We start from the raw sequence: 23,078 nt of genomic DNA on the forward strand, positions 1-23,078 counted from the left end.
TTTTCTGCCGTCAGGGCTGCAGCAACGTCATCGATAAAGGGGCAATATGCGTACAGATGCTATTTGCATGTTTAGCAACTGTGTCTTTTAAGTAGGCACACCGGCTTTTATATGTATCGTCAACTTATACCAGAATAGGCAGAAGCCATAGCCCCATGAAAATTCTTATCGTTGTTCTTATCAGTCTTTTTGTTATTGCCTGCGCCATGTCACCCACTAAAACCCGTCACGACTTCAGGGTGATGAAAGACCAAGTTTTTAAAGAAGTGGATGGACAGACCTTGAAAGGTGACATCTACCAAGCCAAAACAGCTGAGGCTAAACCTGCAGTGCTGGTGGTGCATGGCGGTGGCTGGACTAACCGCAGTGGCGATATGGCGCGAGTGTGTGAAAAACTGGCGAAAGCGGGTTTTGTCGCTTTCAATATTACTTATCGCCTGGCGCCGGCAGATCATCATCCTGCTCAATTGAATGATGTTAGTGATGCCTTGCAATGGCTGTATGACAATGCTGAAAAGTATCAGATTGATAAGGAAAATATTTCTGGCTGGGGGTATTCGGCAGGGGCTCATCTCATCTTACTGGCGGGGCTGGACCGCCAGCAGCCACCTTATTTTAAAAGTATTGTCGCGGGTGGCACCCCTGCAAAGCTAACTGCGTGGCCGAAGTCACCACTCGTGACTAAACTCATTGGCAAGCCGATGAATGAGGCTGAAACGGAATGGGAGTCTGCCTCGCCAGTGAATCATGTCACTGCTGACTCGCCACCGGTATTTTTGTATCACGGTCAGTGGGATGCATTGGTTGAGCCTGAGCAGATGGCGTATATGCAGGCCGCTCTTGAAGAAAAGAATGTTCCTGTAGAAACCGATACCGTGAATTTTTTAGGCCATATTGGCACCTATCTTTTGGGTCGTGGTGCAGAAAATCGCGGTATTGAATATATTCGGGCCCACGTAGCGCAATAATTGACGTTGGACGAGCTGATCTTGCATGGCGGGTTTATTCACCTATAGTCAGTAATATCATGAGTCAATAACATCGAGTTGCCAAAATATAGCGTTGCCAAAATATAGCGTTGCCAATGTGGCGGCGCCAGTCTGGGGGCCTGTTATGAGTAATGTTGCAGATCAACTTGAGCAAGGTTGTGTTGGTGAGACTTCGTGCGCTGCCGTCTCGATGCTCCTTATACCAAAAGAAAAAGATCTGGGCGGCTTCTCTGTGCGCAGGGTGCTGCCAAGTATCGATAAGCGCATGATTGGGCCTTGGGTGTTTTTTGATCATATGGGGCCGGCAGAATTTGCGGCCGGGGAGGGTATTAATGTTCGGCCGCATCCACACATTGGTATCGCGACTGTCACCTATTTGTTTGAAGGCGAAATACTCCATCGTGATTCGGTGGGAAGCCTGCAAGCGATTCGCCCCGGAGATATTAATTTGATGGTTGCGGGTAGCGGCATTGTTCACTCTGAGCGGGAGCGCCCCGAAATTACAGCGGTGGACCATCGGCTACATGGTTTGCAGTTGTGGCTTGCGTTGCCAGAAGGGAAAGAAGAGATACCCGCTGCTTTTTATCATTACCCTGGTGCCGATTTACCCGCCCTGCATGTACACGGTGTTCCTGTCAGGGTGATGATGGGCCGTGCCTATGGCGTTGATTCACCAGTGACGACTTTTTCCGATACGCTTTATGTCGAAGCCCATATGCAGCCGGGACAAAAATTGCAATTGCCCGAGGCCGACGAGCTGGGGCTCTATGTCGCGAGTGGCGAACTAAAGGCGAGGGACACAAGCTTGCCCCAGTACAGTATGGCGGTGTTTGATAACAGTGTTGGTGTCGAGGTGGAGGCTGTGTCCGAGTCACGTATTGCGATGATTGGTGGGCGTCCACTTGCACCGCGGTTTATGGAGTGGAATTTTGTCTCCAGTCGTAAAGCCAGAATTGAGAAAGCCAAATCAGATTGGACAGCGGGGCGTTTTACTAAAGTGCTCGGTGACGAGGAGGCGTTTATTCCGCTGCCCTGATTGTGTTACCCGCTGGGAATGAAACCTGCCGTCCCTGGCGGTTTGTACTGCTTTTAGTTGCTTGCCCTCTAGTTACTTACCCTTGCAATATAGCGACGGGGCTCGGGCAGATTGTATTTTTGCCGAAGTTGCGCAGCCGTTGAGTTGGCGACTTCTGCTTTACTGCCATTGTCACTGCAATTTACAGTCAAGCGCGCTGCAGGAATGACATAGCGGCGGGTGATCTGGTTTTGTGATGGCGTTACCCCGTTAGTACCTGCACAAGAATCCAGTGTGTTAGCAGAGCCCGAAAAAGGCTTGTAGCTATAGGTTTTTACTCTAGAAGTATCGTTGATGCTCGTTAGTGTAAATTTTGAGTAGCCCTGTTCTATGCATAACTCAGCTGCACGTAATACCGCATAATCTTTAATTTCTACTGCATCACTGGAGCTTCTGCCCTCGTAAGAAACTTGCCAAGTGTTGTCGTTGATTTTTTGTTCAGCATAGCCACCCGAGGCGCTCATGGGTTTGTAACTGCTGGAACAGCCTGCGACCAGTATTGTTAAAGCGATAAAAACTATTTTCATTATATTGTCCCCGCGACTCAATTTTTATGTATGTGCAGAACAGTTCTGCTGGCTTCTATATCGTCTTGGCGGGTGTGTCGCTGGCCTTTGATACGGGTGTTAACAATATCAAGGCTTTTTAGTGAGCGGTTGGCATTTGCTGTTTACGCTGGTAAGCAAGGCCTTACTGCTCTTTCTGTTTATTGTGTTGTTAAGTGTAGCAGCTAAAGCCACTGTTGTTTAATAAGTGATCAATATAAGAAGCTTGCATCTCATATCTTTTAGAGAGCACAAATGTTGTTATTTTTACGACTCTGCTAAAGGCGGTATTTGTGATGGCAATATCAAGCGGTAGCAAGTTTCTGCTCATGCGCCAAGCGTTCATGATAAAGGCCTTTCCACGTATTCTGATAAAAAATTTTTATTTTGATTTGGCTCGTTTGTTGGAATTACTCCGAAATTTTGTGTAGAACAGTTTTAGTAAGTTGCGAAATTTTACAGTACTACTCATTAATCAGGATCGGGTGCATTAACGTAAGGAAGCTAAACATTCAGGAAAATGTGGGTAAGAAAAATCATATCTAGGAGCATAATGTTTAGAGAGAGGGTCATGAAGTTTTTTGCTGGAATGGTGTCCGTCGTCTTTATTCTACTTGGCGGAGTCGCGTGCAGTCAGGGATCATCGTCGGGGGGCACGGCCAATGGTCGTACGCTAGCGGAAATAAAAGCCTCCGGTGAACTCAGGGTGCTTAGCCGAAATGCGCCCACCACGTATTATCTGAATAAAGATAGTAAAGCTGCGGGTGCAGAATATGAACTGGTTAAGGCTTTTGCTGATTCACAGGGCTTAAGCTTACGGTTGATTGTTGAAGAGAATATCAGCGATATTTTGGCGGGAATCAAAAGCGGGAAAGGGGATATTGCCGCCGCAGGTTTAAGCAAAACGGCTAAACGTGAGGCTGATTATTTGTTTTCTAAGCCCATTGATACCTTGACTGAGCAGCTGGTATGTCGGCGGGGTGGCAATGTTGCCAAAACGCTTGCACAGTTAAGCAAGGTGAGCTTAGAAGTTCCTAAAAACAGCAGTTATGAAGAGTCGCTGGTTGCGTTTCAACAAACTTACCCGGATATCCGTTGGAAAAGTAATGCCAGCAGTGGCACTGAGCCACTGCTGCAAAAAGTTTGGGAAGGAAAGCTGGATTGCTCGATAGCAGATTCTAATATTGTGGATGTTAACCGCCGCTTCCTGCCAGAGTTAATTGTGATGTTTGACTTGGGCAAACCCAAGACGCATGCATGGTTGTTAAATAAAACGAGCATAGATCTTAAAAAAGCCATTGATCAATGGATGTCTTCGCCAGAGGGCAAGTCTGCGCTAGACCATGTGCATTACCGTTATTACAGCTTTATCGACAATTTTGACTTTGTTGATACCCGGGCCTTGGTAGGGCGGATTAACGATCGGCTGCCAAAGTATGATGGTCTATTTGCAAAAGCGGCAAAGAAACACGCCTTTCACGACAGCTTGCTCGCGGCGCAAGCCTATCAAGAGTCGCATTGGGATGCCGATGCTAAAAGCCCTAGTGGGGTGCGGGGTATTATGATGTTGACGCAAAACACTGCTCAGTCTCTTGGTGTAAAAGACCGCCTTGATCCCCGCCAAGCCATACCTGGTGGTGCGAGGTATCTTGCTAAAATGCGTGATAAGTTTAATGAGGATATTCCCGAGCCAGATCGAACTTATATGGCATTAGCTGCTTATAATATTGGCCGCGCCCATATGCACGACGCGCAAACATTGGCGCGTAAATTGGGTAAAGATCCCTATAGTTGGGTAGACCTGCGAGAGGTTCTGCCTCTGCTGTCAGACAAGCGTTATTACCAAGATTTAAAGTATGGCTATGCTAGAGGAATGGAACCGGTGCGCTATGTGAAGCGAATTCGCAACTACGAAAATATTATTAGCGAAAAGCAAAAGTAGCCTCTTTAAGGCACCTCTGATTAATTCGGTGATATCTCAAGCTTAGCCAAAAGCGGCTCAACAAGGCGCCGACATGAAGGAATGCTGGTTACCTTTCAAGTGGCGGCAACGCAGTTGAGCCGTTTTTGGCTAAGCCCCGAGGGGCGGGCCTCTGGCGCACACTGGACTGCGTTGCCATGCTCATTAAGGACAACCAGCCTTAATCTCGGCAAATGCTCCTGCGTTGCGCTAACTCCTGCATCCATGCAGTCGTTCGCATCGCGCCTTGCCAGTGCGCGCCAGAGACTCCGTTGAAACATTACCGAATTAATCAGAGGTGCCTTAAGCATTTGTGCGAAACGACATGAAGTAAGGGCCAGCAGCGTATATTTGCGCTGCTGGCCCTTGGTGACGTTGCTTACCAAGCGTAGCGAGACTTAGAATTTATACACTGCTTTGGCCATAACTGTGCGACCTTCTGAAGGGTAGCAATCACCGCGTGCAAGACAGGTGCTGTAATAGCTTTTGTCGGTGAGGTTACGAAAGTTCAAGCTGAGTGTGACTTGTTCAAAGTCCCGGGCAATCAATGCGTCGTAGACGGTGTAGCCGTCGGTTTCAACTTTGATTGTGCCAGAGTTACTTTCATTGCTACCTGCATGACGGGCACCAACGCCAAAGCGAAAGCCTTGCAGAGCGCCGGAAGGCTGCCATGTTAGCCAGCTAGAGGCTTGAAACTCTGGAATGCTGCTAAAGTTAAATCCGTTTACATCTTCAGTATCGATTTTGCTTAGGGCAAAATCCAACAACAGGGTTTGCAATAACACGGTTTTAGCCGAAATTTCATAGCCTTTTGCTGTTGCTACGCCTTCTTGTTGGGTGTTGGCATTGGGCAACCCACTGGGGTTTGGCAGGTTGGATTGCTCAATATCAAAGTAGGCGAAAGTGATATAGGTTTGGGCGTTGGGTTGGTATTTCAGCCCGGCCTCTACTTGCTCGCCTTCTTGGGGCTCAAGTGGCCGGTTGCGAACATCGTCATTACCGACAACGGCTTGAAATGATTCGGCGTAGCTGATGTAGGGATTAAGGCCGATTCCAGTTTTATACAGCGCACCAAAGCTGTAACTAGTGGCGTCATCTTTTTGCTTAATACTGCCGTCTCCCGATTCCAGTCTATCCATTCTCAAGCCTGCGGTAAGGACTAAATCGCCCCAGCTTACTTGGTCATTGATATAAAACCCCAGGGTGTCAGTGGTGGACACTGCTCGGCCTCTGGCGGCATCAAAATCGGCAGCGCTGGGCCGTTCGCTGCCATCATAAACGGGCGAATAAAGATTAAAGTTAGACGCTATAGTGAGATAAGCGGACTCTCGCAGCGTTTCAACGTCTTGGTAGTTCATGCCCACTAACAGCTCATGTCGCAGCGGACCCGTATCAAAAAGGCCTCTTAAGCGTATATCGGCGGCGAGCTGCTCTGATGAGGCTGGAGCGTCATACCACGCTCGGAAAAAGGCGGTGCCATCAGGGCTGGTCCTGGGGTTGCCAGCGCCAGCAAAAGATACCCATGCCTGCCGGTAGTCTGCTTCGTTGTCCCGATAGCGCGCGGTGGCTTCCCAACTGAAATTATCGTTTAAACGCTGCTCCAAAAAGAGGGTTGCAGATAAGGATTTGGTATCGTAGCGATTAAAGTAGGGATCACCGGCATGGGTGGAGGGGTCAACTTCTTGACCGCTGCTACCGCTACAAAGAGAGGGATCTGAAATGCTAACGCCGCTGTTGCCACAGCCGGTTACGGTGAGAGGCAAAAACTGGTGAGCGGTGTCGCTTTTGCGGTTGGTATAGTTTATTAGTGCAGTGATGAGGGTATTGTCTTTTTCAAAAGTGACAGAGGGCATCAGCACCAACGCATCATCTTCTACAAAGTCGATTTGGGTATCGCTGTCACGATAAATGCCCACTAAACGCCCGGTCCAAGTACCGTCGCCAGAAAGGTCGACCCCCATATCGCCAGATATCTGCCGGCGACTGTAACTACCTATGTCCAGCGACACTTCACTGTCAAGATTATTGCGGCTTGCGCGTTTGCTCACGGTATTAAAGATACCGCCAGGCGAGCCTTGGCCATAAAGCACTGAGGCAGGTCCCTTTAATACTTCAACCTGTTCCAGTGTGTAGATGTCGGAGCGAGCATTGTTGTAATAACCAAATAGCACCTGAATATTGTCTAGATATTCGGGTACATCCAGTCCCCGCACTTTTGGAAAGTCACCCCGGGTGGAATAACCGAAAGTTTCGCCAACCACCCCGGCGGTGTAGCCCACGGTGTCGTCCAGCGTCATGGCTCCGCGTTCAATAAACTCAGTGGCAGGGACGACGCTCACCGAGCGAGCGGTCTCGAGTATAGGGATGTTCGACTTGGTCGCACCGAAAGTGGATAGTTGCCCCGTTACTACCATCGTTTCTAGCTTTTTCTTTGCTTTAGCTTGGCCCTTCTCTGTGTCGGCGGCTTGTAATTGTGCGCTAGCGCAAAGCAAAGCTAGCACCCATACACTCGATTTATAAAACATGGTTTTGCCTTTGTTGATGAGAATCATTTGCGAATACGGAACTTTATACGATAATGAGAATCATTGTCAAAGGTGGGAGTAGTGCTACACCTGCTTGCAAATGCTGGTGAAGCTAGTTGGCGAACGAAGGTCGAATGAGCAGGGGGGCGGATTATTGCTGGGGGCTAAGCAATATTTAACAGCTATTTCTATATGTTATGAGTAGAGAAAATACAATAATTTAAAGCAATACTATATTTATTTCGCTATGATTTACGTCTCAATGTGTTCGGCGTATACGGCGCCATCGTGGTTAAAAGGATTGGCGGCGATATGGGTTTGCGGTTTTGTTTTGTTGGTGTTTTATTACTAGTGGCACTACCTGCGTTGGCTGCGATTAAACCCATTGTGGTTGATGTGTATGGCCATGATAGCGACAATTATCTGCGGGTTAAGTTACAGCCAGACATCGCAGCAGATACCTTAATGGGTGAGCCGCTCCTTGCTTGTCGTGTTAAATGGTCGTTGGTATCAGCTCATATAGATGGTCAGTCATACCGCCCTAACACCTTCCCGTCAGATGTGCTCAATAAGCTGCGTTTGTTTTCTCTTCGCTTGATATATCAAATTGAACTCCCCGCTGGATTTAAGGCTATTGACTGTGATCCGGGTTACTTAAGCCAAGCAAATAACAAGCAGTGGAGCTATACCGTGCCGGGTAGCCCGGTTTGGCAAAAGCTGATTCGCAAAGATATTCAAAATACCTACACTAAGTCGTTGCAGTCACAATTTAATCTTAAAACCTCACCTCGCAGCCCGAACTACCTTTCTGCCACAGAGGCTAAAAATCTCTATCAACAAGCCGTTATGGACGCTTCTCCCTTAACGGGATCTTGGGTGCGTGCGGTAGCGCTTGAGAAAGGCGAAGTTAATATGTGGCCCTTAATCCATCATTTAAAGGAACAAGGGTTAACGGCAGCAAAGCGAAACGCTGAGAAAAAAAGTAAAGCCCTTAAAGTGGTCGAGGCCGATCATATTGATGAGCTGTTTAGTGATGAGGCTTTTGATGCGCAAATAAGCAGCGCTTCGGCAACAGCGTCGTTTCAGCGCGAGGTTGAAGTGCTTAGCCGCGCTATAGAAGAGAGCCGGAATCAGTCTGCAAAGAAAGAGCGGCAGTATCAGCGGCAGGTCGCCGCATACCAGCAGAAATCCTCGCAATGCCAACTTTCCAAGTCTGACAATCTTAAAGCTTTGCTAGATAAAACCCGTTCTTGTCGGGAGGCTTGGGCTGGCTTGGAGCGGTTTAAAAAAGAAGGGCTATATGGATATCGCCTAAATGGTCGTGTGGTTATTGAACCGCAATATACCGAGGCAACTGAATTTAACAACGGCTTTGCTTTGGTCCGAAGAGATCATCAATTATTTTCGATATCCCCTGCGGGGGATGAGCAGAATCACTTAGGTAATGTGAGTTTGTATCATAGCAGCTACTCTTCTGGTGGCTTGGTGCTTGCCCAAAAAGGTAATAAATTTGGCTATATCAACTCAAAGGGCAAAATCATTATCAGTTTTGAATACGATGATGATGGCTCTGGTTTTGATGACCAGCAGCGAGTGATTATGTCGAGGGAATATGGTGGTGCTGTGTTATATGACGAAGCCGGAAAAGAATTAGCGAGAAGCCCAATTGGCTTTAAACGTGAGGGAGAGCTTTATATCAGTACTGAGTCGAGCCGTACTGAGGGCCACTGTGAAGATACGGAAGTAACGGGTTACAAACAGGCTTATGCTGCAGATGGAACAGCTGTAGGCGGTCGCCAACGGTTTAGTTATGGATCACCACGATTATGCTTGAATTAATAATATCTCGATTTTTCACAACCAAGATCAATGTGGGTGTCGTTGTGTTGGCAACGATTTTGTTGCAAGCCTGTAGCACCTATGAAGAACGCAAGACAGAGTATGCGGGGGTGAAGCAGCGTTGGGAAAAAGACTATAAAGCGAAAGAAAATAATGTTAGCAATATTGAGTTGGTGAATTTTCGCACAAACAGCAACACTTTATTATTTTCTGTCCAGACCGATTACATTCAAAAAGAATATGAGTTTGATCGCTACAACGAATATAGTCGGATGCACTATGGTGCTGACGTGGCAATGTTGGTGATTCCTCTTTTTGGCTGGATAGCGTGCGTGATGGATGTGCGACATTGTTTTGGTTACACCGGTGATTGGAGTGATTATCCATATGAAATTGATAAAAATGAAAGATTGAGCGGCAATGTAAAAGAAAAGTCATATTCGTCTTTTCCCAGTGATGTTTTGATTAAATCTGATTTGATTGGGGTGTTAAAATCGGGTGAGACAGTCACTCACAGTTATGACGATAATCGCCATTCTTTGCGATACATACCGATTAAAAATATTGTACAAGGCTGGGCGGCTAAGCCTGAATCGCTAAAAGCAGTTTTTACTATTTTGCATAACAATAAGCGTTATGAGTCGGAATATCAGTTTTCTGATGCGGATTTGCTGGTCTTTTCTTTTAAGTCAGATGCATGGAATACCCCAAAAGAAAACCGCCATCACTATTTTTATCAATTAACAGCGGCATTACAGAAAGGCGATCACGCAGCCGCTCTGCGGGCATACGGTAAGTTAGAGGCTTTAGCGTTTAAAAAGCCTGAGTCGTTCTGGTACCGCTACGCTGTGAGTGCGAAGCAAGTCGGAAAAATAGATCTTGCCAAGGAGAAGGCAGAAAAGTATTTGCAAGTTTCTACCAAGCGCCGCTATCAAAAAGAGGCGACCGCATTGCTTTCTCTCCTGTAACAAGAAGCTTTTGTTCAGGGGCTGCCTTGTGCAGGCTGGTTTTTTAAAGGCTGTGGTGGCCGGGTAGGGGCTCTCCCGGCCATTTTTCTTTTAGTCGAGCTTGTTCAGTAAACGATCCAGAGAAAGTTCAAACGCTTCTGGATTTTCTTCTTGAATATAATGCCCCGCTTTAGAAATCATCTGTACCCCGGCATCCGGAAAATGGCCTAGCCAGCGTTGTATCGCTGCTTTATCGCAAATCGGGTCTTTGCCAGCAAAAATAAACTCCACAGACGTTCCTTTTAGCTTGCCAAGATCTGCCTCTAAGGTTTTTAGCCATGGGTTTGCGGCGACAATTTGATACGGAAATACCGCCGTACCTTCTCGTGATTGCGGAGTAGGGAAGGGCGCGGTGTAAGCGTGGAATATATTGGGCGCGCGCATTGGTTTACAAAACAGGCGGGTGATGTATTTAGCAAAAATATTGTGCTTACGAATGATGTTTTGTGAAAACCGATTGCCCAGTGCCTTGGAGAACAATCGCATGACCGGGGCGGTTGTTTCCCATGCCCAGGTGTTGCTAATGACCAGTCCGGCAATGCGCTCGGGGTGGCGGGTGGCGACACTTAAGCTGGTAGGGCCGCCCCAGTCTTGCATCACCAGAATAAAATTATCTAATTGTAAATGATCGATTAAAAAAGCCTCTAGCCATTCCGCGTGTTCCTGGGGTGTGTAGCCGTAACCTTGTGGGTGGTCGGACATGCCAAAGCCAGGTAAGTCGTAGGCAATGCATCGGCACTTGCCAGCCATTAGCTTGATGATCTTCCGATACAGGAAAGACCATGTAGGATTGCCATGGCACATTACCACGGGAACGCCGCTGCCTTCGTCAATGTAATGCATGTTGACGCCATTGCGATTGTACCAGTGACTTTTGAAAGGGTACTCGATGGGGTCAACTTCAAATTTTCGGGTGGCCAAGTTTATTCTCCTGTTGATGGGGTCGCGGTATTTTTATCATTAAAGCGGCGCTGCAAAACCAGTGGCTAGCCACGTATCTAAACATTTTTATTTACTGCTAGATAATTTTCTTGAACATAAGTTGCTATTCGGTTTCTATCGATATCGGCTTTTTTACTCTGCCTGAGTTGCGACTAGTGTGAGGTTGTTTATTGCCATATCGAGTCGTGAAAAGGCTGTTGACTTCGTTGCGCCGCAGCCTGACTGTACTGGGTCTGCTGCCATTCAAACCAAAGGCTTTTGTTGTGTCTACCGTATTATTTCGTTTGTTATCGCTGGTTTTGTTGCTATCGCTGCTGCCAATGGCTGGGGCGGAAGCGCAGACTGGTGCGTTTTCGTTGCCGAATATTGGCGACCTGCAAAAGAAGTTGTCTGGGGCAGGCCCTGAGCAAGGTGACAGCCAGAGTGAGAGCAAAAGTGACAAGCCTGGGGGGAATACGCCCGAACGAGAACAGCTTGAGCAAACCCTGGCGCTGCGCCAAGAGATTGAGGCTAATCGAGAGCAAATAGAATCACTGAATGCACGCAAACAGCAGGCGCCGATGGAGCGTAACCGTTTGCAGAAGCAATTGAATCAAGCGCGTCAGGATCGGGAGCGGGACTGGCAATCTAGATATCAGGGACTGTCACTGGAGGCGCTGGGCGAGGCGCTGGGCCAGCAATTGGATGCTCTGGAAGAGAACCAGCAAACACTGGCCAAGGTGAGTGGTGAGCTGACTCGCGCGCAGACCTTGCCTGAACGCGCCCAAAGCACGATCAGCGATAGCCTTGCGCGTACTGACGACATACGCCGACGCCTTAACCAGGAAAATGAAGCACTAGCCGACGTTGAAGAGACGCAGTTGCGCACTGAATTGATTGCATTGGAGGTTCGCATCGAGCTGCGTAACCAAGAGTTGTCTGTTGCCAGCACACTGGAAGAGCTGGCACGCCTGCGAAAGCGGATACTGGAAGCCCAAACTCAAGTGATACAAGCGAGACTGGATGCGTTGCAGTCGATGATACACGAGCGCCGGGACGAATCACTCAGCGCGGAGATCGGCAGCGATCAACTTGATCTGTCTGAGTCGTTGGCTGGCAACCCAAAGCTGAAAGCGGCGCGGTCAGCTAATGACGAGCTGCGTGAGCAACTTAAAAATACGGCCAATGATGTCAGTACTTTGATCCGAGAAGTGATTGATGCAGAGACGTTGCTGGATCGAACCCGAGCGCTATCCAGTACCGTCAATGACCAGATTCAGATGCTCGATGGCAGCTTACTGTTGTCGCGTATTCTCTATGAGCAACAGAAAAGTCTGCCTCAGTTTAAAGCCCGGGAAGGTCTAGAAAAACAAATCACCGAGGCGCGGTTAATACGGTTCGATATTAGACAAAAGCTTCAGGAGCTAGAGAGCCAGAACACTACCTTGGCCGATAACCTCGATCTTGACGAGGAGCAGCAACAGCAGTTGCGAAACGGGCTGCAACGCTTGGCAGACAACCGGGTGGATTTGCTCAACCAGCTGGATCAAGAGCTGGGCCGAAAATTGAATATCCTGGTGCGGCTCAATCTCTCTCAGGAACAGTTAAGCAAGTTGACCAACAGCTTGCATAACGCCATCTCCGAGCAGACATTTTGGATGCCCAGCACGCAACCACTGTCCTTGACTTGGTTTGTGGCGTTTCCCGGTCAAGTGGTGAAGCAAGTCGAATCAGTGCCCTGGCAACGCATGAAGGAAAATGGGATAGAGATAGTCCAAGAAAAATGGCATTGGCTGTTTTTGCCGATCATTCTAGCCAGTGGCTTGTTATTATTACGGCCGCGTTTGCACAGGCAAATAAAAGCACTCAACGGTGACATTGGCTATTTAAGACGAGACAGCCAGCGCCACACTCCCTTGGCTATTTTCTACACTGTAATACTGTGCGCTCCCGGCCCACTATTGTTGAGCCTGCTGGGCTGGGAGCTGTGGGTACAATCTGGCACCTTGAGTACGGTACTGGGCGCGGCACTGGTGAAAATTGCCTTGCTCTGGCTGGTGTTTGAATTGTGCTATCGACTGCTGGCGGGCGATGGTATCGCTCAACGTCATTTTAGTTGGAGCGTCGATAGCAATCGACAATTACGCCGACGGTTGTTGGCGGTTGGCTTGACCATGGTGCCGATGACGCTGGTGATTGCCTTTGGTCAAGAATGGCCTGCCCAATTAAGCAATGATCGTATTGGCCTGGTAACCATTGTGGCAGGGTTGGTGGTGATTGGCGTGATGCTGACGCGTGCCGTGCTTGCCTATCCGGTCCAGAATCACTCCCGTACTTTGCGTTCTGGCGCAATCTGTTTAAGCGCAGGGATTCCGCTGGTGTTGGTGGGCTTGATTGTGGTGGGTTATTACTTCACATCGGTACGTCTTTCTGGCCGGATGATCGATACCTTTTACTTCGCCTTGTTGTGGCTGTTGGTTGACGCCACTGCGGTGCGGGGTTTGGCTGTGGCAGCGCAGCGTCTGGCCTATAAGCGCGCTGTAGCAGAGCGCAAAGCAGAGCCTAAAGATACCGTTGAAGGTGTCGAGGTTGAGGAGCCTCAGCTGGACTTGCATCAAGTTAACCAGCAATCGCTGCGACTGCTGCGCTTAGGGTTGTTGGTATTGTTTGGTGTGTTGCTTTACTGGGTGTGGGCAGATGTCATTAACGCCTTTTCTTACACCAATACCATTGTGTTGTGGGAAAGCACCGAAGGCAGCGGAATCAATGCCACTACCTCTCCGATTAGTTTGGGCGACGTAATGACGGCGCTGGCGATTGGTGTCGGCACCGTTATTTTGGTTGGTAACCTGCCGGGCTTGCTGGAGGTATTGCTGTTATCGAGGCTCAGTCTTAAGCAGGGCGCTAACTACGCCATTACCACGTTGCTTTCTTATACGATTGTGGTGATTGGGGTGATCATCACCTTGGGTGCGCTGGGCTTGTCTTGGAGCAAGCTGCAGTGGTTGGTGGCGGCGCTTGGCGTGGGCCTTGGTTTTGGTCTGCAGGAAATTTTCGCTAATTTTATTTCGGGCATTATCATTCTGTTCGAGCGGCCTGTGCGCATCGGTGATGTGATCACCATTGGTGAATTGTCCGGCACCGTTAGCCGCATCCGTATTCGCGCCACTACTATTATCGATTTTGACCGCAAAGAAATTATTATTCCCAATAAAGTTTTTGTTACCGAGCGCCTGGTAAATTGGTCGCTGAGCGACACGGTAACCCGGGCAACACTCAAAGTGGGTTTTGCCTATGGCTCCGATCTACAAGATTGTCACGATGTGTTGGCTAAGGCTGCGGCAGATAACGCTCGTGTTTTACGGGATCCAGAACCGCTTATTCTCTTTATGGCTTTCGGTGCCAGCACCTTAGACCATGAGCTCCGCGTCTATATTGGCGAAATTGGCGATATTTTATTTGCTATCAATGAGCTGAACCGGGCGATTGATGCCAACGCCCGGGAGCTTGGCGTCGAAATTGCCTTTAATCAGCTCGATATCCATTTGCGCTCCACCGCCGAAGGCGTTTCTCTCAATGGCGTCACGACAGAAGCTGAAAGCCAATCTACGGCTCATTACCACGATGAGCAAAAGGCGTCATCACGCTCTGCGCCAGGCGAGGGCGATGACTAGAGGACTCGAATCCATAACTTGCCCCTCATCTGTCATGGTTCTCAGTGAAACCTGGTTTACCTGCTTTTCTTAAATAGAGCCGCTGCCTGAATTCTGCGGTTGGAGTGAGCTGATTTTGTAAGGCCTGAATACAGTATTCGAAAATATTTATCGTGGCATTGCTCATCAGCGTCTGCTTATTTTTTGTGATGACCGAGATCACCTTGGCAAGAAATTTGTAGCGGCTGGTATTGTTCTGATATCAAACAGGTTTTTATACCCTATCCCTATCCCTATCCCTATCCCTATCCCTATCCCTATCCCTATCTTTGTCTCGCCTCTTGGGGACGTTCCAGTGTGTCTCTTGGGTTGTTGTTCTTTTGCCGTGGCCATGCATAACGAAATTGTCATCAATTGTTAACACTGTAATGGCTTAATCGCGTGTAACATATTTACCCCTATCAGGGATTGTGTTTCTTAGTGTAACAATTTGCGTCAGGATAGCGCCCGCAGTCCTTTCTTTGGGTGTGAAAGCCATCGGTTTACGTCGGATTGCGGCACCACGCTGTGATGTAAGAAGCACAGGTTTTCATCAGCCCCACCCTTCGGAGGCCAAATAAATGAAGTATTGGAATTCGGGTAAACAACGGTTGTTAATATTGACCGGGTTGGCTTTTTTGAGTGGCGGAAGCTTGGCTGAAACGGCCCTCTATCAAACGGATCATAAGCTCGCTGCTAATTATCAGCTTGTAGCCGAGGAGCCTGGTGAATCGTATATGCGACGTGGTCATGCGCTGCGTCACGCAAATAACTGGCGCGGCGCGCTGCAAGAATATCAAGCGGCCCATGATGTCAGTCCAAATTTACATGAAGCGTTGTTTTGGCAGGCAGAGGCGTTACTAAAGTTGAATAACATCGCGGCTGCGCATGAGCATCTTCAGCGCTTCTTACAGAAGGTGCCGGGTTCTGCTAAAGGCTGGATGTTAATGGCCGCAGTGTGTAAAGCACAAAAAGATTATTCGGCCGGAGTCTATGCCCTTGAGCAAACGATACGGCTGGATGATAACGCGCCGTTAAAAGCGTTTTTGAATCGAGCGTACCTGCAAGTGAAAGCGGGCGAAAAAGTAAATCGTATTTTCTTTGGCTTAGATCAAGCCCTCATTCGCTTCCCCAATAATGTTGCTGTGCTCAACCGAGCCATTGCGCTTGCTGGAGATCATCAAGCGTGGGCGCGGGCTGATTTTTACTGGCAGCAGGTGCCCGCAGAGGTTCAACAGCAAGCGAATTGGCTACTGCGCCGCGCCCAAATGAGTGCCGCGAGGGGCGACGAGCGCAATGCAGAGGAGTATGCCAAAGAAAGCTTAAGCGCTTGGCAAACCCTTCCTAAAACAAAGCAGAAAAGTGCAGCCATGCGAGAGTTGAAGGGCCGCATTGATAGTGTGTTAGTGGCGCAGGAATAGTGGGTGGTTACAGCTTTGCTCAGTTAGTTGCGCTAAAAAGTGGAGTAAACTCGGGATGCTGTTACGCAACGCCAAGCTGAACGGGGCGCCTGTAGAAAGTACCTGGCGCCGGTTGCAGGTGATCTGATTCCGACAAGTTAATTGATCGGATAATTTGAAAGACGCTTCATCCCGGGTAAGAGTGAAAGCGGATTTTTTGGTCTATGGGGACGGCAAAAAGTTTGCCTGACTTGTGACGATATAGGTTGTAGCCGTTAAACGTACCCATGGGGTAAAGTTTGATGTTGGTATCACTTTCTCTGCTGGCACTGACCATTACATTAACTTCGTCCTCAGCAGCTTCATAATCGACGGCAGTACGGCTGTCATTTAGGTCAAGTAGTAAGAGATTGGCAATTTGCTGGGCGCCGATCTCGAGCGTTGTTTTTAAGTTCTCGGTGGTCCACGGCTGTTTGCTGGTGTCTGCAAGTTGCGGTGAGTCGATAATCTGCTTTTTGAACCGTCTTATCTCCTTGGTCATTTTTTTCTTGAAATACTTCAGTTCTGATTCGTTGTACTCCCTTTCATTCACCTGTGCTTCGTATTTGGCTTTAATGGCGGCGATCATAGGCGCTGCTTCGGCCGGGGTGATAAAAGGGGCGTCTGGACGGTGAATGGCAGATTGATAACGGTAGTTGTTGCTGAAGAGAGGCTTTTTCTGGTCCACATCAGATTTGCGATAGAGTGACGCGATTAGGTCGATATAGATTGCATCGGCCTTCGGCGAAAAGGCGTAGCTGGGACGCAATACCAGTATGCCTTTGTTTGGATGGTGGCTAATAAGCTGAGGCACATCAATTGTTTCTGCATCTGTTATTGTCTGGAAGTGGCTGATGGTGGTCCAAGACAGGCTTGCAAGTGCTTGCTGCATCGTTTTACTGAGGGCGCTGACAAAATCGTAACCCAATAACTTATCTCGCTGTTGCTCGGCAGCTGCCTCCGCATTTTTCGCGCGGTAAGCGTTAACGGCGCCGTCGATGGCTGTTGTTAATACCATGCCGAGGGGGCCTGTTTGTGGGTTGTAGGGCATGAAACTAACGGCATGATGACTGCCAATTTCTGGTTGAACGACATGGTTGACAACATACAGAGATGACAGCTCCTGTCGAGATTGAGGTGTGAGCTGAGCTTTATAGGTGGAGGCGCATCCTGCGAGCAAGGTAAGGCACGCTAGTATAACTGTGCTAAGGGAACGGTTCATTCCTTGAGTTCCTTATTTTTTGTGCGATGTTGGTCAAGCTGACGGTCGAATTTTAACCGCAAGAGTATAGGTGCGTTAATTTGTGCGGTAAAGGTACCGGTTAGAGAATGTTCATTGCTTTGTTGCGGGGCTTTCGTTGTCATGAGATGTGGAAAGTAAGACGGGGAAGATGACTATGCTTATTACGGGCCGGGTTTGCTGAATACAATTAGCCCAACCGGGTGACCACTTATCGCTCAAATTGTATCGCTGTTTATCTCAAAAATTTTTGACAGTAGGGGGTGGGGTGAGAGCCGGAATTCAAGTTGTGACAGAGTGTTCGCCGCTGCTTCAATTAAATTTGGCAATAGCCGTTTCCCCATCGCGAAGTAGTGTGATTCTCCCCTAAATGCATTTTCGTAATACTGAGGAGGAAATGCTGGCGCAGGAAATGACAAAATTAACTAGGTGAGCTTTGTGGATATGGCGGTCAAATTTTGAATTGTTTTGCGAATCGCCATCAGAGATACCTGCGGCATGTTTGATTTTGTCTTATGCAGCTTGATTCTGACGGCAGGTAGCCTGTGCTGGATTTGTGTTGTTTTTGGAGCTCAGTCTGACGGTTGTTCCAATAAAAATATTAGGAAAGTGTGCTGTTTTAACGTGACGTTTACTTACACCTCGATATATAGGTGGGCATTGCTTTAATTCGATGAACTTCATCGTCCGGATGTGTCTGAATTCAGAAGTGGGGTGCCAAGATTTTAGCTCGCCCAAGCTCTTGCACCGAAAACTCAGCCTATCAGCTACACTCTGAATGGGCTGACACAATTCTGTCGTGCCATCGTGTCAGCATTGTAATAACAGCAGACAGGTACGACGCCAGATAATAAGGACGGTGAAGCCAACCATGACAACGCTGAATACCCGCCAGCAGCTAATTAAACGCATCCACCGCATCAGCGATAAACAACTTGCCAGTGCCGACGAGAAAAACTTTAAAGCTTTTGTTGAGCAGGTTGTTCATGTTCATCCTGACGATGACCAGCTGGGTTGGGAGGCGGAAGCTAACTTCGGCATTCTCTACGGGCTCTATCGTTTTGCCAGCCAGCGTCGAGATGATGGCCCGCTACTCAAGGTGTTTAATCCCGACCTCGAAAGTGACGGCTGGGCCAGTAAGCACAGTGTGGTGTACTACTGTCAGCGGGATATGCCGTTCTTGGTGGACTCCCTGCGCATGGCCCTTAATCGGCTGGGGATGAATATTCATCTGTTTGAGAGTTCCTTACTTTGGGCTGTGCGGGACGACAGCGGTGTGCTTCAGGCCACGACGGGTAAGCAGGCGGGGGGCGCCCAGCGAGAAAGCATCGGTTACATCATCATCGATCATTGCAGTGATGCGGAGCAGCTCAGCGACATTAGCAAAACACTGCGGGATGCGCTGGAGGATGTGGCGCTGGTGGTGGGTGATTTTCAGCCGATGCTTCAGTGTCTGGATAATTGTATTACCGAAGTGTCCTCTCTCGGTGGCAATCATGCCGAGGAACTGGCATTTTTAGAGTGGTTGCGAGACGGCAATTTTACTTTTTTGGGCATGGCCGAATTTCGCTTGGGAGACACTCCCGACGGCACCACCATCAGTGAGGAGGCCGACGCCCGTTTGGGTTTAATGAAAAATCGTGAACCACTTAAGCCAGCACAGTTGGCGCAGCTGTGTGATGGCTTTGGTAATTTCTATAAAGCCGAACCGGCGTTGGCCTTTACCAAGACCGCCCAGAAATCTACCGTGCATCGCGCAGTTTATGCCGATTACATCATTATTAAACGCTATAACTCCGAGGGGAAGGTCATTGGCGAAACCCGGGTGTTGGGCCTGTATACCTCGGGGATGTACTTCCAAAGTATTGATCGCATTCCGCTGCTGCGGGCCAAAGCGGCGTGGTTGGAGGAGCGTTCGCAACTGGATAATGCCAGCCACAATGGCAAAACCTACAAAGCCATTATCGAGCGTCATCCGCGCGATGAGATGATTCAGGCGAGTCACCAAGCGCTGCAAGATACTCTGCTGGGCATTTGGAAAATCTACGAGCGCCGGGCGGTGCGACTGTTTATTCGCATCGATACCTTTGAGAAATTTGTCAGTTGTATTGTGTATCTGCCTAGAGAGGCGGTGCGAATGGAACGTCAAATTGAGCATTTGCTGGGAGCGGCGCTGGATACCCGGGATTGCGATATCACCACCCAGTTTATGGCCGAATCGGTGTTGGCAAGAATCCACTTGATCTATCGGGTTTCTAACGACCGCTTTCGCAGTCTGGATCGAGAGGCACTGGAAGCCGATATTTGCGATTTGACCCGGGACTGGAACCAACGCTTTAGCGAAATCTGTATAGAACGGTTTGGTGAGGAACGAGGTCGGCAGCTGGCCTATCGTTATCAAGGTGCGTTTCCGTCAGCCTATCAAGACCGGTTCACACCCATGCTGGGGGTGAGTGACCTAGAGCTTTGTACTCAGCTTCACGACCGGGACGACATCAGTATCAGTCTGTTTCAAGAAGTGGGGGCCGACCGTAAATCGCTGCGTCTCAAACTGTTTCACCGGGAAGAGTCTCTGCAACTCTCCGATGTTATGCCGCTGCTGGAAAATATGGGCTCACGGGTATTGGTGGAGCACCCCTTTCACATCTGTCCCGTTGGTGAAAGTGATATCTGGATGCATGACTTCAGCCTGGAGCACGATATCGACAATGGTATGGCGCTGAATATCGATGTAGTGGGAGAGACCTATCAGGATGCGCTGCGGGCGATCTGGAAGGGCCGGGCAGAGAACGACACCTTCAACCGACTGGTTTTTGGTGCCCGGTTGGACTGGCGTTCGGTGGCCTTGATCCGGGCTTATGCCCGCTACCTCAAGCAGCTGGGCAGCCTGTTCAGTATGGAGTTTGTGGCCTCGGTGCTGTGCAGCCATGTGGAAATTTGCCGGGACCTGATGGCACTGTTTCGCTGCCTGTTTGACCCCCGGCGCTCCGAGAACAAACAAGGTGACCGGATAAAAAAACTGCGTCAGCGGATACTGGATGGTTTGGATTCGGTGCAGAACCTCAACGAAGATCAGGTACTGCGTCAGTATCTGGCGGTGATTGACGCCACCCTGCGGACCAATTTTTTCCAGATAGACGATGAGGGTAATTACCGGGAATGTATCGCGTTCAAAATTAATACCCGCAAACTGGACTTTGCCCCTGAGCCTCGCCCCGAATTTGAAATTTATGTGTTTTCACCCCGGGTGGAAGGGGTGCATCTGCGTGGCGGAAAAGTGGCTAGAGGTGGCATTCGCTGGTCTGACCGGCTGGAGGATTTCCGTACGGAAATTCTTGGCCTGGTTAAAGCTCAGCAGGTCAAAAATGCGGTGATTGTCCCCACCGGTGCCAAAGGGGGTTTTGTGGCTCGACGAGGTTCATCTCTCACCACGCGAGAAGCGTTTCAGGCCGAGGGCATCGCCTGCTACCGTCTTTTTATCAGCAGTTTATTAGACATCACCGATAACCGAGTAGGCGACAAAGTAGCGCGACCAGAAGGGGTGGTCTGTCGGGATGATGAAGACCCTTATTTGGTCGTCGCCGCAGACAAGGGTACGGCGACATTCTCGGATATTGCCAATGAGATTGCGGCCCAGCACCAGTTCTGGTTGGGGGATGCCTTTGCCTCGGGTGGCAGCAACGGTTATGACCATAAAGCCATGGGCATCACGGCCCGAGGTGCTTGGGTGGCGGTGCAGCGGCACTTTCGGGAGTTGGGCGTTAATGTGCAAGAGCAGGACTTTACGGTGGTGGGCATTGGCGATATGGCGGGGGACGTGTTTGGTAACGGTATGCTGTTATCAAAACATATCAAATTAGTGGCAGCCTTTAACCATCTGCATATTTTCATTGATCCAGACCCCGACCCCGAAGCGGCTTGGGAAGAGCGTAAACGGCTGTTTGATTTGCCCCGCTCTAGTTGGACAGACTATAACGCCAAGCTTATCTCTAAAGGCGGTGGCGTCTTTGAGCGCAGTGCCAAACAGATTCCTCTCAGTGCGGCCATGCGTAAACTGCTGGGTTGTAAGGATAAAACGCTTGCGCCTAACGCATTGATTAAACTGCTGCTTAAGTCGCAAGTAGACTTGATTTGGAACGGGGGGATTGGCACCTACGTTAAATCCAGTACCGAAAGTCACGCCGATGTGGGCGACCACGCCAACGATATCCTCAGGGTCGACGGACGAGATTTACAGTGTCGGGTAGTAGGCGAGGGGGGCAACTTGGGGCTCACCCAATTGGGCCGTATGGAATTCAGTCGCAACGGCGGCATTTGCAACACCGACTTTGTGGATAACGCTGCTGGGGTGGATTGCTCTGACCATGAGGTCAATATCAAAATTTTGCTCAACGCCAAGGTGGAATCCGAGGATCTTACCGTTAAACAGCGCAATAAGCTGTTGGCTAAAATGACCGATGCCGTCGGCGAGCTGGTGCTGGAAAACAACAGCAGCCAGACGCTGGCGATAAGCGTGGCGCAATTTCGTCGCCATAAACATCACCACGATTATCTGCGTTTTCTTGAGCACTTAGAGGAAAGCGGTCGGCTGCAACGGGGGTTGGAGTATCTACCCGACAACGACACCATCAAAGACCTGCATGGCGAAGACAAAAGCTGGACCCGGCCAGAGCTGGCGGTACTGGTGTCCTACGCCAAAGTAGAATTAAAAGAGCAGTTGTTAGAGGCCGACCTCAGCGCCGATGAATGGGTTGCCAAGCGCATATTTAATGCCTTTCCTGAAGCTCTGCACAAAAAATACGGCAGCGATATTTACGACCATCGTTTGGCAAAAGAAATCATCGCCACCCAGTTAGCCAATGACATGGTCAACTTGATGGGCTTCTCCTACAGCCTTCGCCAATATATTTCAGTGGGTGCCAGCGCTGCGCAAACCGCTACTGCCTTTGTGACCGTGATGGAGTTATTTGATTTGGGTTCACTGTGGCAGGAAGTGGAGGCGCTGGACTACCAGATTGATTCAGCTGTGCAATACGAACTGCTTCATCAGATCATGCGCTTAGGTCGCCGGACTACCCGCTGGTTTTTGCGCAATAAGCACGACGTCTCTCCCCAGCATGTCGTCAGTCGCATGAAGGCCGATTTCAGTCGGGTTATTCCGCGCGTACCTGAGCTGCAAGGTCAAGGCTTGGGCGCACTATGGAGTCAGCAGGTGGAGCAATGGACTCAGGAGTCGGTTCCTGACGACATCGCCAGTCGCATTGCTGCCTTTGATGCTTACTTCCTGTTACCCGGTGCCATCGACGCGGCTTTAGATAGTGACTGCGATGCTGAAGATATGGTCGACCTGCTATTCAATTTTGTCGACTTGCTGTCTCTGGATTGGACGCTGGAAAAATTGATCGAATGGCAGCCCGACAGCCGTTGGCAAGATCTGGCCCGGGAGTCCTACGTGGACAATCTGGAAGTGCTGCTGCGACAGCTGATCGTAGGGTTGCGCCAGCACTCCGACAACAGCAACCAAGAGCTAATGAGTCAATGGCAACACACAAACCGCCATCGCATCGACCGCTATCTGAGCATGACCAACTCCCTTCGCGCTACCGCTACTCAGGATTTGTCGGTGTTTACCGTCATTGTGCGGGAACTGCAGGACTTGGTAGAGGCCTCACTGGTAAATGTGAGTGGGGCAGAGTCCCGGGAGCAGAAAAGGTAGCTACCGTAGCGCCGTCTGTTTTTGTGTTCTATCCCTCACTGATCCGTTGTTGTTACTACACATGAAGGGTCTTGTGAGGGGAGCTTGCAAGCCTTGAGATGAGAGAGAAGGGCCCAAGATAGTACAAATG

The 23,078-nt window shown here is 49.4% G+C and carries 12 protein-coding genes; 8 read left to right on the plus strand and 4 right to left on the minus strand.

Annotation, left to right across the window (positions count from 1 at the left end):
* The first annotated feature begins 155 nt into the window (after positions 1 to 155).
* Entirely contained in the window at positions 156 to 968 is an 813-nt protein-coding gene (locus tag IMCC21906_RS05310; protein WP_047011299.1) for an alpha/beta hydrolase, read from the plus strand.
* Between the two features lie 145 nt (positions 969 to 1,113).
* The gene (locus tag IMCC21906_RS05315) at positions 1,114 to 2,025 is read left to right on the plus strand and encodes a pirin family protein (protein WP_047011300.1); all 912 of its coding nucleotides are present in this window, start codon (positions 1,114 to 1,116) and stop codon (positions 2,023 to 2,025) included.
* A 68-nt stretch (positions 2,026 to 2,093) separates the two neighbouring features.
* Here the strand turns inward: IMCC21906_RS05315 and IMCC21906_RS05320 are convergent, their stop codons facing one another.
* Complete coding sequence (locus IMCC21906_RS05320; protein ID WP_047011301.1) at positions 2,094 to 2,591, minus strand: hypothetical protein; 498 nt, start codon at positions 2,589 to 2,591, stop codon at positions 2,094 to 2,096.
* A gap of 589 nt (positions 2,592 to 3,180) precedes the next feature.
* Here IMCC21906_RS05320 and mltF point away from each other — a divergent pair.
* Complete coding sequence (gene mltF, locus IMCC21906_RS05325; RefSeq protein WP_052763380.1) at positions 3,181 to 4,551, plus strand: membrane-bound lytic murein transglycosylase MltF; 1,371 nt, start codon at positions 3,181 to 3,183, stop codon at positions 4,549 to 4,551.
* 416 nt (positions 4,552 to 4,967) lie between these two features.
* Here mltF and IMCC21906_RS05330 read toward each other — a convergent pair whose 3' ends face one another.
* The gene (locus IMCC21906_RS05330; RefSeq protein WP_052763381.1) at positions 4,968 to 7,094 is read right to left on the minus strand and encodes a TonB-dependent siderophore receptor; all 2,127 of its coding nucleotides are present in this window, start codon (positions 7,092 to 7,094) and stop codon (positions 4,968 to 4,970) included.
* A gap of 288 nt (positions 7,095 to 7,382) precedes the next feature.
* Between IMCC21906_RS05330 and IMCC21906_RS05335 the strand changes: the two genes are divergently transcribed.
* A complete protein-coding gene (locus tag IMCC21906_RS05335; protein WP_156165993.1) occupies positions 7,383 to 8,933 on the plus strand; it encodes a WG repeat-containing protein in 1,551 nt (516 codons plus the stop codon).
* Positions 8,921 to 9,901 carry a hypothetical protein gene (locus IMCC21906_RS05340; RefSeq protein WP_047011303.1) on the plus strand — a complete coding sequence of 327 codons (981 nt, stop codon included), beginning with the start codon at positions 8,921 to 8,923 and terminating at the stop codon, positions 9,899 to 9,901. The genes IMCC21906_RS05335 and IMCC21906_RS05340 overlap by 13 nt, the downstream gene beginning before the upstream one ends.
* A 90-nt stretch (positions 9,902 to 9,991) precedes the next feature.
* Here IMCC21906_RS05340 and IMCC21906_RS05345 read toward each other — a convergent pair whose 3' ends face one another.
* A complete protein-coding gene (locus IMCC21906_RS05345; RefSeq protein ID WP_047011304.1) occupies positions 9,992 to 10,861 on the minus strand; it encodes an alpha/beta fold hydrolase in 870 nt (289 codons plus the stop codon).
* A gap of 284 nt (positions 10,862 to 11,145) precedes the next feature.
* Between IMCC21906_RS05345 and mscK the strand changes: the two genes are divergently transcribed.
* Both mscK and IMCC21906_RS05355 read left to right on the plus strand, forming a co-directional pair.
* The gene (gene mscK, locus IMCC21906_RS05350; protein ID WP_197085957.1) at positions 11,146 to 14,535 is read left to right on the plus strand and encodes a mechanosensitive channel MscK; all 3,390 of its coding nucleotides are present in this window, start codon (positions 11,146 to 11,148) and stop codon (positions 14,533 to 14,535) included.
* 599 nt (positions 14,536 to 15,134) lie between these two features.
* Positions 15,135 to 15,974 (plus strand): tetratricopeptide repeat protein, encoded by an 840-nt coding sequence (locus IMCC21906_RS05355; protein WP_047011305.1) that lies wholly within the window; start codon positions 15,135 to 15,137, stop codon positions 15,972 to 15,974.
* Positions 15,975 to 16,140: 166 nt separating this feature from the next.
* On the opposite strand, the gene IMCC21906_RS05360 is transcribed toward IMCC21906_RS05355, so the two are convergent.
* A complete protein-coding gene (locus IMCC21906_RS05360; protein WP_156165994.1) occupies positions 16,141 to 17,214 on the minus strand; it encodes a hypothetical protein in 1,074 nt (357 codons plus the stop codon).
* A gap of 889 nt (positions 17,215 to 18,103) precedes the next feature.
* On the opposite strand from IMCC21906_RS05360, the gene IMCC21906_RS05365 reads away from it, so the two are divergent.
* Positions 18,104 to 22,948: an NAD-glutamate dehydrogenase gene (locus tag IMCC21906_RS05365; RefSeq protein WP_047011307.1), complete on the plus strand. Its 4,845-nt coding sequence runs from the start codon at positions 18,104 to 18,106 to the stop codon at positions 22,946 to 22,948.
* The last annotated feature ends 130 nt before the right edge of the window (positions 22,949 to 23,078 follow it).

The sequence above is a fragment of the Spongiibacter sp. IMCC21906 genome (genome assembly GCF_001010805.1).
In the GTDB taxonomy this organism is placed as follows: Bacteria; Pseudomonadota; Gammaproteobacteria; order Pseudomonadales; family Spongiibacteraceae; genus Spongiibacter.

Excerpts from the sequence above, each read along its gene's own strand:
- mltF (WP_052763380.1), top strand. The coding sequence starts at position 3,181 with ATGAAGTTTTTTGCTGGAATGGTGTCCGTCGTCTTTATTCTACTTGGC.
- IMCC21906_RS05320 (WP_047011301.1), bottom strand. The coding sequence starts at position 2,591 with ATGAAAATAGTTTTTATCGCTTTAACAATACTGGTCGCAGGCTGTTCC.
- IMCC21906_RS05340 (WP_047011303.1), top strand. The coding sequence starts at position 8,921 with ATGCTTGAATTAATAATATCTCGATTTTTCACAACCAAGATCAATGTG.
- IMCC21906_RS05365 (WP_047011307.1), top strand. The coding sequence starts at position 18,104 with ATGACAACGCTGAATACCCGCCAGCAGCTAATTAAACGCATCCACCGC.
- IMCC21906_RS05310 (WP_047011299.1), top strand. The coding sequence starts at position 156 with ATGAAAATTCTTATCGTTGTTCTTATCAGTCTTTTTGTTATTGCCTGC.
- IMCC21906_RS05355 (WP_047011305.1), top strand. The coding sequence starts at position 15,135 with ATGAAGTATTGGAATTCGGGTAAACAACGGTTGTTAATATTGACCGGG.
- IMCC21906_RS05330 (WP_052763381.1), bottom strand. The coding sequence starts at position 7,094 with ATGTTTTATAAATCGAGTGTATGGGTGCTAGCTTTGCTTTGCGCTAGC.
- IMCC21906_RS05360 (WP_156165994.1), bottom strand. The coding sequence starts at position 17,214 with ATGAACCGTTCCCTTAGCACAGTTATACTAGCGTGCCTTACCTTGCTC.
- IMCC21906_RS05315 (WP_047011300.1), top strand. The coding sequence starts at position 1,114 with ATGAGTAATGTTGCAGATCAACTTGAGCAAGGTTGTGTTGGTGAGACT.